Source organism: Magnetospirillum fulvum (assembly GCF_900108475.1).
Classification (GTDB): Bacteria; Pseudomonadota; Alphaproteobacteria; order Rhodospirillales; family Magnetospirillaceae; genus Phaeospirillum; species Phaeospirillum fulvum_A.
In genome coordinates, this window is the sequence record NZ_FNWO01000008.1 from 136,124 (window position 1) to 149,598 (window position 13,475).

Sequence of the window (13,475 nt, forward strand, 5' to 3'; positions counted from 1 at the left end):
TTATCATGACCGTCGTTACCCGCTTTGCTCCGTCGCCCACCGGCTTCCTTCATATCGGAGGGGGGCGGACGGCTCTGTTCAACTGGCTGTTCGCGCGTCATCACGGCGGCCGCTTCCTCCTCAGAATCGAGGATACCGACCGCGCCCGCTCGACCGACGCCGCCGTCGCCGCGATCTTTGACGGCCTGGAATGGCTGGGTCTCGATTGGGACGGCGAAGCGGTGATGCAGTTCGCCCGCGCCGAGCGCCACGCCCAGGTGGCCCACCAATTGCTCGACGAGGGCAAGGCCTATCGCTGTTACTGCACGCCCGAGGAACTGACCGCGATCCGTGAGGAGCAGCGGGCCAAGGGGCTGCCGATGCGCTATCCCGGCATCTGGCGCGACCGCGATCCCGCCGATGCTCCGGCCAATACCCCGTTCGTCGTCCGGCTGAAGGCCCCGACCGAGGGCGAGACGGTGATCGCCGATCTGGTCCAGGGCGACGTCCGCGTCGCCAACGAACAGCTTGACGACATGATCCTGCTGCGCGCCGACGGCACGCCGACCTACATGCTGTCGGTGGTGGTCGACGATCACGACATGGGGGTGACCCATGTGATTCGCGGCGACGACCATCTGACCAACGCCTTCCGTCAGGCCCAATTGTACCGGGCCAGCGGGTGGGAGGTGCCCACCGTCGCCCACATTCCGCTGATCCACGGCCCCGACGGGGCCAAGCTGTCGAAGCGTCACGGCGCGCTGGGCGTCGATGCCTATCGCGACATGGGCTATCTGCCCGAGGCGATGCGCAATTACCTGCTGCGCCTGGGCTGGAGCCACGGCGACGACGAAATCATTTCGACCGAGCAGGCGATCAAGTGGTTCACCCTCGATTCGGCCGGGCGCTCGCCGTCGCGGTTCGATTTCGCCAAGCTGACCCAGTTGAACGGCCATTACCAGCGTCAGGCCGACAATGGTCGCCTGACCGGTCTGATCGCGCCCCGGCTTGAAGAAAAGCTGGGTCGCCCGCTCGCCGAAGCCGAAACCACCCGCCTCGTCGCCGGGATGACCGGGTTGAAGGATCGGGCCAAGACTCTGGTGGAACTGGCGGACTCCGCGCTGTTCTACGTCCAGGCCCGCCCCTTGGCGCTGGACGACAAGGCGGCCAAGATCGTCGCCGATCCCGACGCGCAGGCCGATCTGGCCCTGTTCGCCGCCCGCGCCGCCGCCTTGACCGAGTGGAACCGCGAAACGCTGGAAGAGATCGCCCGCACGATGGCCGAGGAACGTGGCCTGAAGCTGGGCAAGGTCGCTCAGCCGCTCCGCGCCGCCCTGGCCGGAGCGACGGTTTCCCCCCCGATTTTCGAAGTGATGGAGGTCCTGGGCCGCGAAGAGTCCCTGGGCCGCATCGGTGACGTGCTGACCGGTTCGCTTCCCTCGCAAGCGGTCGCGGTCTGATTGACGGAGCCGACTCTGATCCTTTTGAACAAACAGGGATAAAAAAAATGACAGATTCCCCCGCGTCGCCAAAAGAGACCGTCACGCTGACCAACAACAGCTCGGGCAAAAGCGTCGAACTGCCGTTGATCGCGGGTACGGTCGGGCCGAAGGTGATGGACATCCGGTCGCTTTATTCGGACATGGACCTGTTCACCTACGATCCCGGCTACACCTCGACCGGATCGTGCAAATCGGCGATCACGTATATTGACGGCGACGAAGGGGTTCTGCTCCATCGCGGCTATCCGATCGAGGAGATTGCCGAGCATGGCGACTTTCTCGAAGCGGCCTTCCTGATCCTGAAGGGCGAACTGCCGAACGACGCCCAGCGGACGAAGTTCGTCACCGACATCTCGCGCCATTCGATGCTGAACGAACAGATTTCGTTCTTCTTCCGCGGCTTCCGCCGTGACTCCCACCCGATGGCGGTCATGTGCGGCGTCGTCGGCGCGATGGCGGCGTTCTATCACGATTCGATCAACATCAACGATCCGCACCAGCGGATGGTGGCCAGCTATCGCCTGATTGCCAAGATGCCGACGGTGGTGTCCTGGACCTATAAATACGCGATGGGCCAGCCTTTCGTTTATCCGCGCAACGATCTCGATTACGCCTCGAACTTCCTCCACATGATGTTCGCGACGCCGTGCGAGCCCTACAAGGTCAACCCGACCCTGGCGCGCGCGATGGATCGCATCTTGATCCTGCATGCCGACCACGAGCAGAACGCCTCGACCTCGACGGTGCGTCTGGCCGGGTCGTCAGGGGCCAATCCGTTCGCCTGTATCGCTGCGGGTATCGCCTCGTTGTGGGGTCCGGCCCATGGCGGCGCCAACGAAGCGGTTCTGGCGATGCTGCACGAAATCGGCAGCAAGGAGCGCATCCCCGAATTCCTGAAGCGCGCCAAGGACAAGAACGATTCGTTCCGTCTGATGGGCTTCGGTCACCGGGTCTACAAGAATTACGACCCCCGCGCCAAGATCATGCAGCGCACCTGCCACGAAGTGCTCGACGAATTGGGCATCAAGGACGAGCCGTTGCTCGAACTGGCGATGGAACTGGAGCGGATCGCGCTGTCGGACGAGTATTTCATCGAACGCAAGCTGTTCCCCAACGTCGATTTCTATTCCGGCATCATCTTCCGTGCCATGGGCATCCCGACCCAGATGTTCACCAGCCTGTTCGCGCTGGCGCGCACCGTCGGCTGGATCGCCCAGTGGAACGAGATGCTGACCGATCCGGAACAGAAGATCGGTCGCCCGCGCCAGCTTTATGTTGGCTCGCCGCCCCGCCACTATCTGCCGCTGCACCAGCGTGGCTAGCACCGGCCGACAGCGGGATCCGAACGACGGGCGGCGCCTTCGGGCGCCGTTCCGACGGATTCCTCCGCCCGCCAACGACAACGTCCAGCCTGGCGGCCGCCGTCGGCTGGTCGTGCTGGCGGCGGTGGTGTCCACCGTCGCCATCGCCGTTCTGATCGGGCTGAAGTAGCGCCACCGTCAAACTGGCCGTCACCCGCGATCCGCCGTTGATTTCTTCCGCCCTTTGGGTATGGTCACCCCCCGGTGGGGCCTGTAGCTCAATGGTTAGAGCCGGCCGCTCATAACGGTCTGGTTGCAGGTTCGAGTCCTGCCGGGCCCACCAATCCCTTTCCAGACCCCAGGATTCCGCCAAAGCCTGCGTTTCCGCCACGTCAGGCACTCTCGATTGGCCTACAATCGAGGACAGGGGCATGCCTCCTTACCTGAAGCGCAAGGGCGATTATTTCTCCCTCCAGAAGCGCGTTCCCACCGACATCATGCAGTGTAGCGCGCCACATGGTTTTGCAGCGTAACCCTCAGGTCCCACCTCGCCGACCGAGTCACGATCGCTGCCGCCGACACAGGAATAGCGGGTCTTGACCTCCCTGATCTCGCAGCCAACGAAGGCGATGCGGACCTCGGGGCAGTCGAGGTTGGACAGGATGAAGCGGACTTGAATGCCCGTTAAAACGGTGGCCAGACGGTCGAGATCGTCGGAGCCGAAAAGAGCCTTGCCGTAATACCCCTCGGAGCCGACGTAGGGCGGGTCGCAATAGAACAGCGTGCCCGGACGGTCATAGCGACGGATGAAGGCGGCCACGTCGCCCCAGTTGTCGTCCGACATGCCGAGATACGGTCGCTCGGGAAGCGGACAGTTGCCCTGGGTCCGGATTCCAGCTCCCCTGCCAAACCAGGCTGTCAATTGACCGGCTAAATGCGTTGGTCAAATTCACGCGTCAGCGATGGATCATGATTGGACTTTGACCCTAGGTCTGCGGAAACCAGCCAGCGGAAATGTTCCGGATGGAAATAGATAAAGAGAAGATAGGCTGCCACCGCAACCACCAGACTGATGCCGATCAGCATACCCAACACATCAATGCCGGACATGACCCCCTCCGTTTCGCCGCCCCCGGCGTGCAGGGGCTCTTCGTGCGGTCGAGTCATTTTCCCGTCGATGGGGGTTAAGGATCGAGACGAGAGGCGATAAAGGTTTGTTTATGATCGGCTTATGCCAACGGCTGAAAGGCCGTCTGGAACCTTTATCGGCGAGCGCCCTAGGGTTCGAAGACGTGATGTTTCATATGTTCCTCGCCCAGAATGCCGCGCGAAGCAGCGATGGAGCGGCGCCGCGGACTTTCGGATGGAGCAGGCCTGCCGATACGGGCCGACCACAGGTGGCGGCTCGATGCGGCCCGCGGCCAGTGGTGCGTCATCCCGCATGACGTCGAGCGGACAGGTGATGACAAAGTGGGATGCCTTATGAACCTTATGAAGATTGGTGACCTTATTCAGCCGCAATCCGTCCTGACCGGGGTGCGGGTCGGTTGCAAGAGAGAAGCCTTGGGGCTGTTGGCGCGGCAGGCCGCCAGCCGCACCGGTCAGCCCGAACGGGCCATTCTCAATGCCCTTGTCGATCGCGAGCGCCTGGGGAGCACCGGGGTGGGATCGGGTATTGCCGTTCCCCATGCCCGGCTGCCCGGTCTCGACAGCCTCTGCGCCGTGTTTCTGAAGCTTGATCGCGCCATCGACTTCGATGCGATCGATGAGCAGCCGGTGGATCTGCTCATTTTGCTGCTCTCGTCGGAAACGGCGGGGGCTGATCATTTGCGGACCCTCAGCCAGGTCTGCCGAATGCTGCGCGATGACCATGTCTGTCAGACGTTGCGCCGCACCACCAACGCGACCGAGTTATACTCGTTTCTGATCGGGCAGCTCGGCCTCGTACAGGCTATTCCCCCCGCCTGAGACGGTACCCCACCCCGGCATCGGTGACGATCAGGGTGGGCGCCGCCGGATCCGCTTCCAGCTTCTGGCGCAGTTGATTGACGTAGACCCGCAAATAGGCGGTGTCCTCGCCATGCGCCGGCCCCCAGACCTCTTTGAGGATCTGTTTATGGGTCAGCACATGGTCGGGCTGGCTGGCCAGGAAGGCCAGCAGACCCCATTCCCGTTTGGACAGATGGACCTCATCGCCGTTGCGGGTAACGATCCGCCGCCCCAGATCGATCAGGACCGGCCCGGCCGCGACTATATCGTTGTTGCCCTTGGCGGCCCGCTGGCGGAGTACGGCGCGGACCCGGGCCATCATCTCGGCTACCCCGAACGGCTTGACGATATAGTCGTTGGCACCGCGGTCGAGCGCTTCAACTTTGTCCAGTTCATGCGCCCGCACCGACAGCACGATGATGGGAACGTCCGAGCGTTCCCGCACCGCGCTGATGACCTCCTGGCCGTCGAGATCGGGCAGGCCGAGATCGAGTACCAGCAAGTCCGGCTGCTGGCTGCGGGCCGCCTCGATACCCTGGGCGGCATTCTCGGCCTCGATCACCTCGTAACCGTTGGCGGTCAGGGAGATCCGCATGAACTTGCGGATTTGAGGTTCGTCGTCGATCACCAGAATGCGCGTACTCATCATGTCCCTTCCGGTTCGGCATCGGCGCTGATGCGCGCCGCCAAACCATCGATGTCGTGGGATTGCGGCAGGTGAATGACGATGGCGGCTCCAGCCCCGTTCAGCCCCGGCTCGGCCTTGATGGTGCCGCCATGGGCTTCGACGATCCCCCGGCAGATCGCCAGCCCCAACCCGGTGCCGGCCGCCTTCGAGTCTCCGTGATCGACTCGATAGAACATGTCGAACACCTTCTCGCTCGCCTCCGGCGGGATGCCGGGGCCCTGGTCGATGACCTCGATGGTGACGTAATTCGGAGTCCGCCGCGCCCAGACCTTCACCACCGTGCCCGGAGGAGCATATTTGCAGGCATTGTCGAGCAAGTTGAAGAACACCTGCTCCATCAGCACCGGATCGACGCAGAGCAGCAGCACGCCCGGATCGATATCCACCTTGATGGTGTGGTCGCGGGCGAGACGTCCGGTTCGCTCCACCGCCGCACCGACGATATCGTTGAGATCGGCCCAGTCTGCCCTCGGCTTCAGCGCCCCCGCCCCCAGTTTGGTCATGTCGAGCAGGTTCTGGACAAAGCGGTTCAGACGCTCGGCTTCATCCTGAATGGTCTGGGTCAGCTCGTGGCGGTTGGCATGATCCATCATGTCGTCATAGTTTTGCAGGCTCGATGCCGCCCCCATGATCGAGACCAGCGGCGTCCTCAGATCATGGGACAAGGACGACAGCAGGGCGGAACGCAAGCGTTCCCGTTCGGTGGCGACACGAGCGGTTTCGATGTCGGCCACCAGGGTCGTGCGCTCGATGGCCACCGCCGCCTGATCGGCCAGAGTTTCCAGCAGGCGCATCTGCTCGGGCGACGGCATGTCGGCATCCTCGCTCATCTGGACCCCCAACACACCGAACGGCCCTCGCGCCGTCTTCAGCGGCAGGAACAACCACAGTGATGTCGGCAGCGTCGTCGAGCCTCGTCCAGCCAACTTGCCATGAGTCCAGGTCCAGTCGGCCGCCGCCGCAGACCGGTCGTCCAACTGATCCTCTGGCGGATAGCCGGCGGCGATGGACAAACCCGCGCCATCCGGCAGCAGCACCAGCGATTTGCCGTGGATGGTGGTCGCGACGTGGTGGACCACCGCCCACAGAACGTCGTCCAGAGTCACCGCCGCCGTGACCTTGCGGCCGAAATCGTAGAGATTGGTCGTCCGTCGGGCGCTTTCCCGCGTTGCCAGGATCTGGGCACGCAGCCGACTGGCCATGTTGGAGACGATCACCGCGGCAATCAGGAAAAACACCAAGGTCAGGATGTTCTTGGTGTCGCTGACCGCAAAAGTCCAGCGCGGCTCGGTGAAGAAGAAGTTGAAGGCGAAGAAACTGGCCACCGAAGCCACGATGGCCGGACGCAGCCCCGAGCGCATCGCCACCACCATCACCGCCAGCAGGAAGGCCACCGAAATGCTGGCGGCGGGAAGCCACCTGTCGATCAGGAAGCCGATGCCGGTGGCGCCGCTGACGCACAGCGCGGCAAACGCCAGATTGATCCAGTCCGGTTTCTCCTTGATCTTCGGTCGTCGTAGGCTCGGGACAGGCTTTTCGTCATCCTGGCCGCCGACCACGAAGACGTTGAAGTCGCCGCTTTCGGCGAACAGCCGTTCCGTCACCGATTTTCCAATGCGCCAGCGGCGGGGCCGCGCCCGGCCGACGACGATCTGGGTGGCGTTGCGCTCCCGAGCGTAATCGAGCACGGTGGTGACGACGTCGTCGCCTTGCAGCAGCGCGGTTTCGCCGCCCAATTGCTGGGCCAGGCGCAACGCCTCGGAGATTCGATCCTTGTCGGCTTCGGTCAGCGTATGGGACGTCGATGTCTCTACCGTTACCACCACCCAGGCGGCACCACGGCGGTCGGCGGCCCGCTTGGCCACCCGGACCAGCTTGGCCGCTTCGACCCGCTCGTCGATGCAGACCAAGATCCGCTCGCGGGTCGGCCATGGCCCCGGAATGGCGTGAGTCCGCATGTAATCGACCATCTGGGCATCGACCCGCTCGGCGGCGTGGCGCAACGCCATCTCGCGCAGCGCGGTGAGATTGCCCGGCGAGAAGAAGTTCCCCACCGCCCGCTTGGCCTGTTCGGGAACATAGACCTTGCCCTCGTGCAGCCGCTTGATCAGTTCCTGCGGCGGCAGATCGATCAGCGCGATCTCGTCGGCCGACGACAGCACGCTGTCGGGCAGGGTTTCGCGCACCTTGACGCCGGAAATCTGCTCGACGATGTCGTTGAGGCTTTCCAGATGCTGAATGTTCAGTGTGCTGAAGACGTCGATGCCCGCGGCAAGAATCTCCTCCACATCCTGCCAGCGCTTGAGGTGGCGCGAACCGGGAACATTGGTGTGGGCCAGTTCGTCCACCAGCACCAATTGCGGGTGACGGGCCAGGATGGCGTCGAGGTCCATTTCCCGGAAACTTTTGCCCCGGTACTCCATCTGCCGCGCGGGTAGGACATCGAGACCGCCGAGTTGCGCCTCGGTCTCGCGCCGACCATGGGTTTCGACCACACCCGCGACGATGTCCACCCCCTCACGCCGACGCTCGGCGGCCGCCTGAAGCATGGCGTAGGTTTTGCCGACGCCGGGAGCGGCACCGAGAAAAATTTTCAGCCTCCCGTGCGATTCACGCTGGGCGACGGCCAGGAGGGCATCGGGCGAGGGCCGGTCGTCGTTCATGGCGTCGGCATCATTTCATCGGCCATTGGGCGTCCAATTCCAGGTTGAGCGTTCGAATGTCGATCATACCTGCCTTCACGCTCGAGGCATCGACAAGATGACGAACGGAATCGGTGGTGATGCCTCGGGCGGCGGCGCGGAGGAGAGAGCGGGACAGCATGCCCAGGCGCGGGACCTTCACGATCCGTCGCCCTTGGACAACTGGTCGCCCGACGTTTTCAAACGGTAGCCGACCCCAGGCTCGGTAACGATGAGGGTCGGGCGCGAGGGAATCCGCTCCAGCTTTTCCCGCAATTGCATGATGTAGACCCGGAGGTAGGTGACGCCGTCTCCCCGGACCGTCTTCCAAACCGCCTTGAGCAGGGCATGATGGGAGATGACGTGATCGGGCGTGGAGGCCAGGACTTTCAGAAGATCGAATTCCCGTTTGGTCAGATGAACATCGCGGCCGTTGCGGGTGATGCGGCGCTCACTCAGATCAATGCGAAGGTCGCCGACCACCACCAGTGCGGGCTTGAGGAGAGGCCGCGAAGTCCTGAGGGCGGCACGCATCCGCGCCATCAACTCGCCGATGCCGAACGGCTTGACCACATAATCGTCGGCGCCACGATCGAGCGCTTCAACCTTGGTCGCTTCGTCGGCACGGTTCGACAGCACGATGATCGGCGCCGCGCTTCGTCGTCGAATCGAGCTGATGACCTCCAGGCCGGTCATGTCCGAAACTCCCGGATCGAGGATGATGAGATCGTACTTGCGTCCCTGGCAGAGACGGAGGCCGTCCGACGCGTTTTCGGCCTCCGCCACCCGGTGGCCGCAGGTTTCCAGGCTGACGCCCAGGAACCTGCGGACCTGCGGGTCCTCATCGACGACCAGGACGCGCGCCATGATCGCTTCGCTCGTCCTATTTCGCCAAAGGTCTACGCTCGTCGAGGGCGAGGTTGAGCTTCAGCACGTTGACCCTGGATTCGCCGAGGATGCCGAACACGCGACCCTCGGTGTGGGCCGCCACCAGCGCCCGCAAATCCCCTTCCGGGATATGGCGGGCCTTGGCGACGCGGGGGGTCTGGTACTCGGCCGCGGCGGGCGAGATGTGCGGATCAAGCCCGCTGCCCGAGGCGGTGACCAGATCCACCGGAACCGGTCCCCGCGCATCGGGGTTCTCGGCCTTGATCTGGTCCACCAGAGCCTGGGTCGATTCGATGTAGGCCTTGGAACTGGGCGAGGCGTTGGAGCCCATCGAATTGGCGGCATTGTAGGGCGATGGAACGGTCTTGGTGGAATCCGCCGGGTCGGCGCCGGTGGTGGCCGAGGGGCGGGAATGGAAGTATTCCGGCGTCTCGAAACTCTGGCCGATCAGGGCCGAGCCCACCATCTGGCCGTTCTTCTCGATCAGGCTGCCATGGGCTTGCCGGGGAAACAGCGTTCCGGCGAGGCCGGTCATCGCCAGCGGATAAGCCAGCCCCAGCAGCACGGTCAGCAGCAGGGTCAGCAGGATCGCGGGAAGGATTTGCTTGATCATATGAGTCACTCCGGGATCAGGCGAGGCCGAGGGCCGTGACCAGCAGGTCGATCGCCTTGATGCCGATGAAGGGAACAATGATGCCGCCCAGTCCGTAGACCAGGAGATTGCGGCGCAGCAGCGTCTCGGCGGCGGCGGGCTTGTATCTCACGCCTTTGAGAGCCAGCGGGATCAGCGCGATGATAATCAGGGCGTTGAAGATGATCGCCGACAAGATGGCGCTTTGCGGGCTGGCCAGCCCCATGACGTTGAGCGCCTGGAGTTGGGGATAGGAAACCATGAACATCGCCGGGATGATGGCGAAATACTTGGCGATGTCGTTGGAGATCGAGAAAGTGGTGAGCGAGCCCCGGCTCATCAGCAGCTGCTTGCCGATCATCACGATCTCGATCAGTTTGGTCGGGTCGCTTTCGAGATCGACCATGTTTCCGGCCTCGCGCGCCGCCTGGGTGCCGGTGTTCATCGCGACCCCCACGTCGGCCTGGGCCAAAGCGGGGGCGTCGTTGGATCCGTCGCCGCACATCGCCACCAGCCGCCCGCCCGCCTGCTCCTTGCGGATCAGATCGAGCTTGTTCTCCGGAGTCGCCTCGGCCAGGAAGTCATCGACCCCGGCTTCGGCGGCGATGGCGGCGGCGGTCAGCGGATTATCGCCGGTGATCATCACCGTGCGGATCCCCATGGCGCGGAGCGTGGCGAAGCGCTCGCGGATGCCGGGCTTGACGATGTCCTTGAGATAGATGACGCCGAGCAGGCGGCTGCCGCGGGCCACCACCAGCGGCGTGCCGCCTGCCTTGGCCACCCGTTCGACCGTCTGGACCAATTCTTTCGGCACGCCGCCGGGGGTTCTGCCCTCTTTTGCGGCAACATGGTTGGTGACGGAATCGCTTGCCCCCTTGCGGATTTCCATCAGGCCCGACGGGGTTTCGACATTCACCCCCGACATGCGGGTATGCGCCGAGAAGGGGACGAAGGTGGTGGCCCGGCCCAAGGCCGGGTCGGTCAGTCCGAACCGGCTGCGCGCCAGCGCCACGATCGACTTGCCCTCGGGGGTCTCGTCGGCCAGGGACGACAGGAAGGCGGCCTCGGCCAGTTCGCGCTCGTTGACGTTGGGCAGCGCGATGAATTCCGCCGCCTGACGAGCGCCCAGCGTGATGGTGCCGGTCTTGTCCAGCAGCAGCACGTCGATGTCGCCTGCCGCCTCGACGGCGCGGCCCGACTTGGCGATGACGTTGAAGCGCACCAGCCGGTCCATACCGGCGATGCCGATCGCCGACAGCAAGCCCCCGATGGTGGTGGGGATCAGGGTGACCAGAAGGGCGATCAGGAACACCACCGGAATGACCGTCCCCGAATAGCTGGCGAAGGCGGGAAGCGTGGTGCAGACGATCAGGAACACCAGGGTCAGGCCCACCAGCAGAATGGTCAGGGCGATTTCGTTGGGGGTCTTCTGGCGCTTGGCCCCTTCCACCAGGGCGATCATCCGGTCGAGGAAGCTTTCGCCCGGATTGGCGGTGATGCGCACGACGACGCGGTCGGAGACGACGCGGGTGCCGCCGGTGACCGCCGAGCGGTCGCCGCCGGATTCGCGGATGACCGGAGCCGATTCGCCGGTGATGGCGCTTTCGTCGATGGTGGCGATGCCCGCCACCACCTCGCCGTCGCCGGGAATGGTGTCGCCCACCTCGCACACCACCAGATCGCCGGTCCGCAAGCTGGTCGCCGCAACCGACTTGAAGGCGGAAGCCTCGGCCGAGGCCACCTTCTTGGCGGCGGTTTCGGTCTTGGTCTTGCGCAGGGACTCGGCCTGGGCCTTGCCGCGCCCTTCCGCGACGGCTTCGGCGAAATTGGCGAAGATCACGGTGAACCACAGCCAGGCGGCGATCTGGCCGACGACTGCCGTGTACTCGCCGCCGATGGCGACGTCGCGGAAGAACAAAACGGTGGACAGGACCGCCACCACCGCCGTGGTGAACATCACGGGGTTACGGACCAGATCCCTGGGCTCCAGCTTGACGAAGGCGGAGACGATTGCCGGCCGAATGATCGAACCGTCGAACAGGGACAGGTCCTGCGGACGATGGATAGCCATGGAATGATCCCTCTAAAACAGGGTGCCAGCGCCGAGCGCGAAATGCTCGACGATCGGACCCAAGGCAAGAACCGGGAAGAAGGTCAGGCCGCCGATCACCACGATGACGGCGATCAGAAGGCCGATGAACAGCGAGCCGTGGGTGGGGAAGGTGCCGACCGACGGCGGTACGATCTTCTTGGCCGCCAGCGAACCGGCGATGGCCAGAGTCGGCACGATGATCAGGAACCGCCCGATCAGCATCGCCGCCGCCAGGGTGGTGTTGTAGAATGTCGTATTGCCCGACAGGCCAGCGAAAGCGGAGCCGTTATTGCCGGTGGCCGAGCTGTAGGCATACAGCACCTCGCTCAACCCATGCGGCCCGGGAGCGGCGATCGAGGACAGCCCCACCGGAAGCACCATGGCGACCGCGCTGAAGCCCAAGATCGACAGTGGGAAGATCAGAATGCACAGCACCGCCAGCTTGACCTCGCGGGCCTCCATCTTCTTGCCGAGATATTCCGGGGTGCGCCCCACCATCAGACCGGCGATGAACACGGTGACGATGACGAAGACGATCATGCCGTGCAGACCACAGCCGACGCCGCCGAAGACCACCTCGCCCAGCATCATGTTGACCATCGGCACCATGCCGCCCAGCGGCATGAAGCTGTCATGCATCGCATTGACCGCGCCGGTCGAGGTTCCGGTGGTGGTGGCGGCGAAGATCGCCGAATTGGCGATGCCCAGGCGAACCTCCTTGCCTTCCATGTTGCCGCCGGGGGCACGGTCGCCGGAGGCGACATCGACGCCCATCGCCTGAAGCTGCGGATTGCCGCCGGCCTCGGCCCAGTAGCAGACGCTGATGCCGATCGCCAGCATGGTCGCCATGGCGAGGTAGAGCGCGCGGGCCTGCCGCCTGTCGCCGATCATGCGGCCGAAGGCGAACACCAGCCCGGCCGAGATCAGCACCTCGCCCGCAATCTCGATCAGGTTGCTGAGCGCCGTCGGGTTCTCGAAGGGATGGGAGGAATTGGCGTTGAAGAACCCGCCGCCATTGGTGCCGAGATGCTTGATCGCCACCTGGCTGGCCACCGGTCCCTGGGCGATCACCTGCTTGGCGCCTTCGAGCGTGGTCGCTTCGACATAGGCGTCGAGATTCTGCGGCATGCCCTGCCAGACCAGCGCCAGGGTGACCAAGACGGCCAGCGGCAACAGGACGTACAGGATGGAGCGGACGGAATCGACGTAGAAATTGCCCACCGTCTTCGCCTGCCGACGGGCAAAGCCGCGCACCAGCGCCACCAGAACCGCCATGCCGGTCGCCGCCGAGGTGAAGTTCTTCACCGTCATGCCCAGCATCTGGGTGAGGTAGGCCATGGTGCTTTCGCCGCCATAGTTCTGCCAGTTGGTGTTGGTGGTGAAACTGACGGCGGTGTTGAAGGCAAGGTCGGGGGCGACGGCGGACATCTCGGCCGGGTTGAGCGGCAGCCACGCCTGAAGCCGCATCACGGCGTATATCAGCAGCAGCCCGGCCACACTGAACACCAGGCAAGAGAAGGCGTAGACCGTCCAATGCTGCTCCTGGTCCGGCTTGATCAGGCAGATCTTGTAGATGAGGCGCTCGATCGGCTTGAGGACCGGATCGAACCAAGTCCTTTCCCCGGTAAAGACCCGCGCCATGTAGGCCCCAAGGGGGATGGCGCCTGCCGTCAGCACGGCGAAAAAGATGACGATTTGCAGAATGCCCGCGGCGTTCACGGCCG

At 64.1% G+C, this 13,475-nt stretch carries 13 protein-coding genes and 1 tRNA gene; 5 read left to right on the forward strand and 9 right to left on the reverse strand.

Annotated features, from left to right (window positions below; genetic code table 11):
- Positions 1 to 5 precede the first annotated feature (5 nt).
- The 4 genes from gltX (at position 6) to BLW40_RS10870 (ending at position 3,125) form a co-directional block, all read left to right on the forward strand.
- Positions 6 to 1,439, forward strand: coding sequence for a glutamate--tRNA ligase (gene gltX, locus BLW40_RS10860; RefSeq protein WP_074768449.1), 1,434 nt, complete (start codon positions 6 to 8; stop codon positions 1,437 to 1,439).
- Positions 1,440 to 1,486: 47 nt separating this feature from the next.
- Positions 1,487 to 2,803 carry a citrate synthase gene (gene gltA / locus BLW40_RS10865; RefSeq protein ID WP_074768451.1) on the forward strand — a complete coding sequence of 439 codons (1,317 nt, stop codon included), beginning with the start codon at positions 1,487 to 1,489 and terminating at the stop codon, positions 2,801 to 2,803.
- Complete coding sequence (locus tag BLW40_RS17635) at positions 2,796 to 2,972, forward strand: hypothetical protein (RefSeq protein ID WP_170834563.1); 177 nt, start codon at positions 2,796 to 2,798, stop codon at positions 2,970 to 2,972. The genes gltA and BLW40_RS17635 overlap by 8 nt, the downstream gene beginning before the upstream one ends.
- A 77-nt stretch (positions 2,973 to 3,049) precedes the next feature.
- A tRNA-Ile gene (locus BLW40_RS10870) sits at positions 3,050 to 3,125 on the forward strand.
- Positions 3,126 to 3,242: 117 nt separating this feature from the next.
- Here the strand turns inward: BLW40_RS10870 and BLW40_RS10875 are convergent.
- Both BLW40_RS10875 and BLW40_RS10880 read right to left on the reverse strand, forming a co-directional pair.
- Positions 3,243 to 3,626 carry a DNA adenine methylase gene (locus BLW40_RS10875; RefSeq protein ID WP_074768453.1) on the reverse strand — a complete coding sequence of 128 codons (384 nt, stop codon included), beginning with the start codon at positions 3,624 to 3,626 and terminating at the stop codon, positions 3,243 to 3,245.
- Positions 3,627 to 3,712: 86 nt separating this feature from the next.
- Positions 3,713 to 3,892, reverse strand: a complete 180-nt coding sequence (locus BLW40_RS10880; protein WP_139305570.1) for a hypothetical protein — start codon at positions 3,890 to 3,892, stop codon at positions 3,713 to 3,715.
- Positions 3,893 to 4,120: 228 nt separating this feature from the next.
- Between BLW40_RS10880 and BLW40_RS10885 the strand changes: the two genes are divergently transcribed.
- Positions 4,121 to 4,750: a PTS sugar transporter subunit IIA gene (locus BLW40_RS10885; RefSeq protein WP_342027664.1), complete on the forward strand. Its 630-nt coding sequence runs from the start codon at positions 4,121 to 4,123 to the stop codon at positions 4,748 to 4,750.
- Here the strand turns inward: BLW40_RS10885 and BLW40_RS10890 are convergent.
- From BLW40_RS10890 to kdpA, 7 genes are read right to left on the reverse strand one after another with little or no spacing between them, the layout of a single operon-like run.
- A complete protein-coding gene (locus BLW40_RS10890) occupies positions 4,734 to 5,417 on the reverse strand; it encodes a response regulator (RefSeq protein ID WP_074768459.1) in 684 nt (227 codons plus the stop codon). The two genes, BLW40_RS10885 and BLW40_RS10890, sit on opposite strands and share 17 nt — an antisense overlap.
- Positions 5,417 to 8,122, reverse strand: a complete 2,706-nt coding sequence (locus tag BLW40_RS10895) for a sensor histidine kinase (RefSeq protein ID WP_074768461.1) — start codon at positions 8,120 to 8,122, stop codon at positions 5,417 to 5,419. The genes BLW40_RS10890 and BLW40_RS10895 overlap by 1 nt, the downstream gene beginning before the upstream one ends.
- A gap of 10 nt (positions 8,123 to 8,132) precedes the next feature.
- Complete coding sequence (locus tag BLW40_RS17640) at positions 8,133 to 8,303, reverse strand: hypothetical protein (protein ID WP_170834564.1); 171 nt, start codon at positions 8,301 to 8,303, stop codon at positions 8,133 to 8,135.
- On the reverse strand, positions 8,300 to 9,007 hold the full coding sequence (locus BLW40_RS10900; RefSeq protein WP_074768463.1) for a response regulator: 708 nt from the start codon (positions 9,005 to 9,007) through the stop codon (positions 8,300 to 8,302). The genes BLW40_RS17640 and BLW40_RS10900 overlap by 4 nt, the downstream gene beginning before the upstream one ends.
- A 16-nt stretch (positions 9,008 to 9,023) precedes the next feature.
- The gene (gene kdpC / locus BLW40_RS10905; RefSeq protein ID WP_074768465.1) at positions 9,024 to 9,641 is read right to left on the reverse strand and encodes a potassium-transporting ATPase subunit KdpC; all 618 of its coding nucleotides are present in this window, start codon (positions 9,639 to 9,641) and stop codon (positions 9,024 to 9,026) included.
- A 16-nt stretch (positions 9,642 to 9,657) separates the two neighbouring features.
- Entirely contained in the window at positions 9,658 to 11,730 is a 2,073-nt protein-coding gene (kdpB, locus tag BLW40_RS10910; RefSeq protein ID WP_074768467.1) for a potassium-transporting ATPase subunit KdpB, read from the reverse strand.
- A gap of 12 nt (positions 11,731 to 11,742) precedes the next feature.
- On the reverse strand, positions 11,743 to 13,470 hold the full coding sequence (gene kdpA, locus BLW40_RS10915; protein WP_074768469.1) for a potassium-transporting ATPase subunit KdpA: 1,728 nt from the start codon (positions 13,468 to 13,470) through the stop codon (positions 11,743 to 11,745).
- Positions 13,471 to 13,475: the final 5 nt, after the last annotated feature.

Coding starts and splice junctions, on each gene's coding strand:
- gltX (WP_074768449.1), top strand. CDS start 6: ATGACCGTCGTTACCCGCTTTGCTCCGTCGCCCACCGGCTTCCTTCAT.
- gltA (WP_074768451.1), top strand. CDS start 1,487: ATGACAGATTCCCCCGCGTCGCCAAAAGAGACCGTCACGCTGACCAAC.
- BLW40_RS10875 (WP_074768453.1), bottom strand. CDS start 3,626: ATGTCGGACGACAACTGGGGCGACGTGGCCGCCTTCATCCGTCGCTAT.
- BLW40_RS10880 (WP_139305570.1), bottom strand. CDS start 3,892: ATGTCCGGCATTGATGTGTTGGGTATGCTGATCGGCATCAGTCTGGTG.
- BLW40_RS10885 (WP_342027664.1), top strand. CDS start 4,121: ATGGAGCGGCGCCGCGGACTTTCGGATGGAGCAGGCCTGCCGATACGG.
- BLW40_RS10890 (WP_074768459.1), bottom strand. CDS start 5,417: ATGAGTACGCGCATTCTGGTGATCGACGACGAACCTCAAATCCGCAAG.
- BLW40_RS10895 (WP_074768461.1), bottom strand. CDS start 8,122: ATGAACGACGACCGGCCCTCGCCCGATGCCCTCCTGGCCGTCGCCCAG.
- BLW40_RS10900 (WP_074768463.1), bottom strand. CDS start 9,007: ATGGCGCGCGTCCTGGTCGTCGATGAGGACCCGCAGGTCCGCAGGTTC.
- kdpC (WP_074768465.1), bottom strand. CDS start 9,641: ATGATCAAGCAAATCCTTCCCGCGATCCTGCTGACCCTGCTGCTGACC.
- kdpB (WP_074768467.1), bottom strand. CDS start 11,730: ATGGCTATCCATCGTCCGCAGGACCTGTCCCTGTTCGACGGTTCGATC.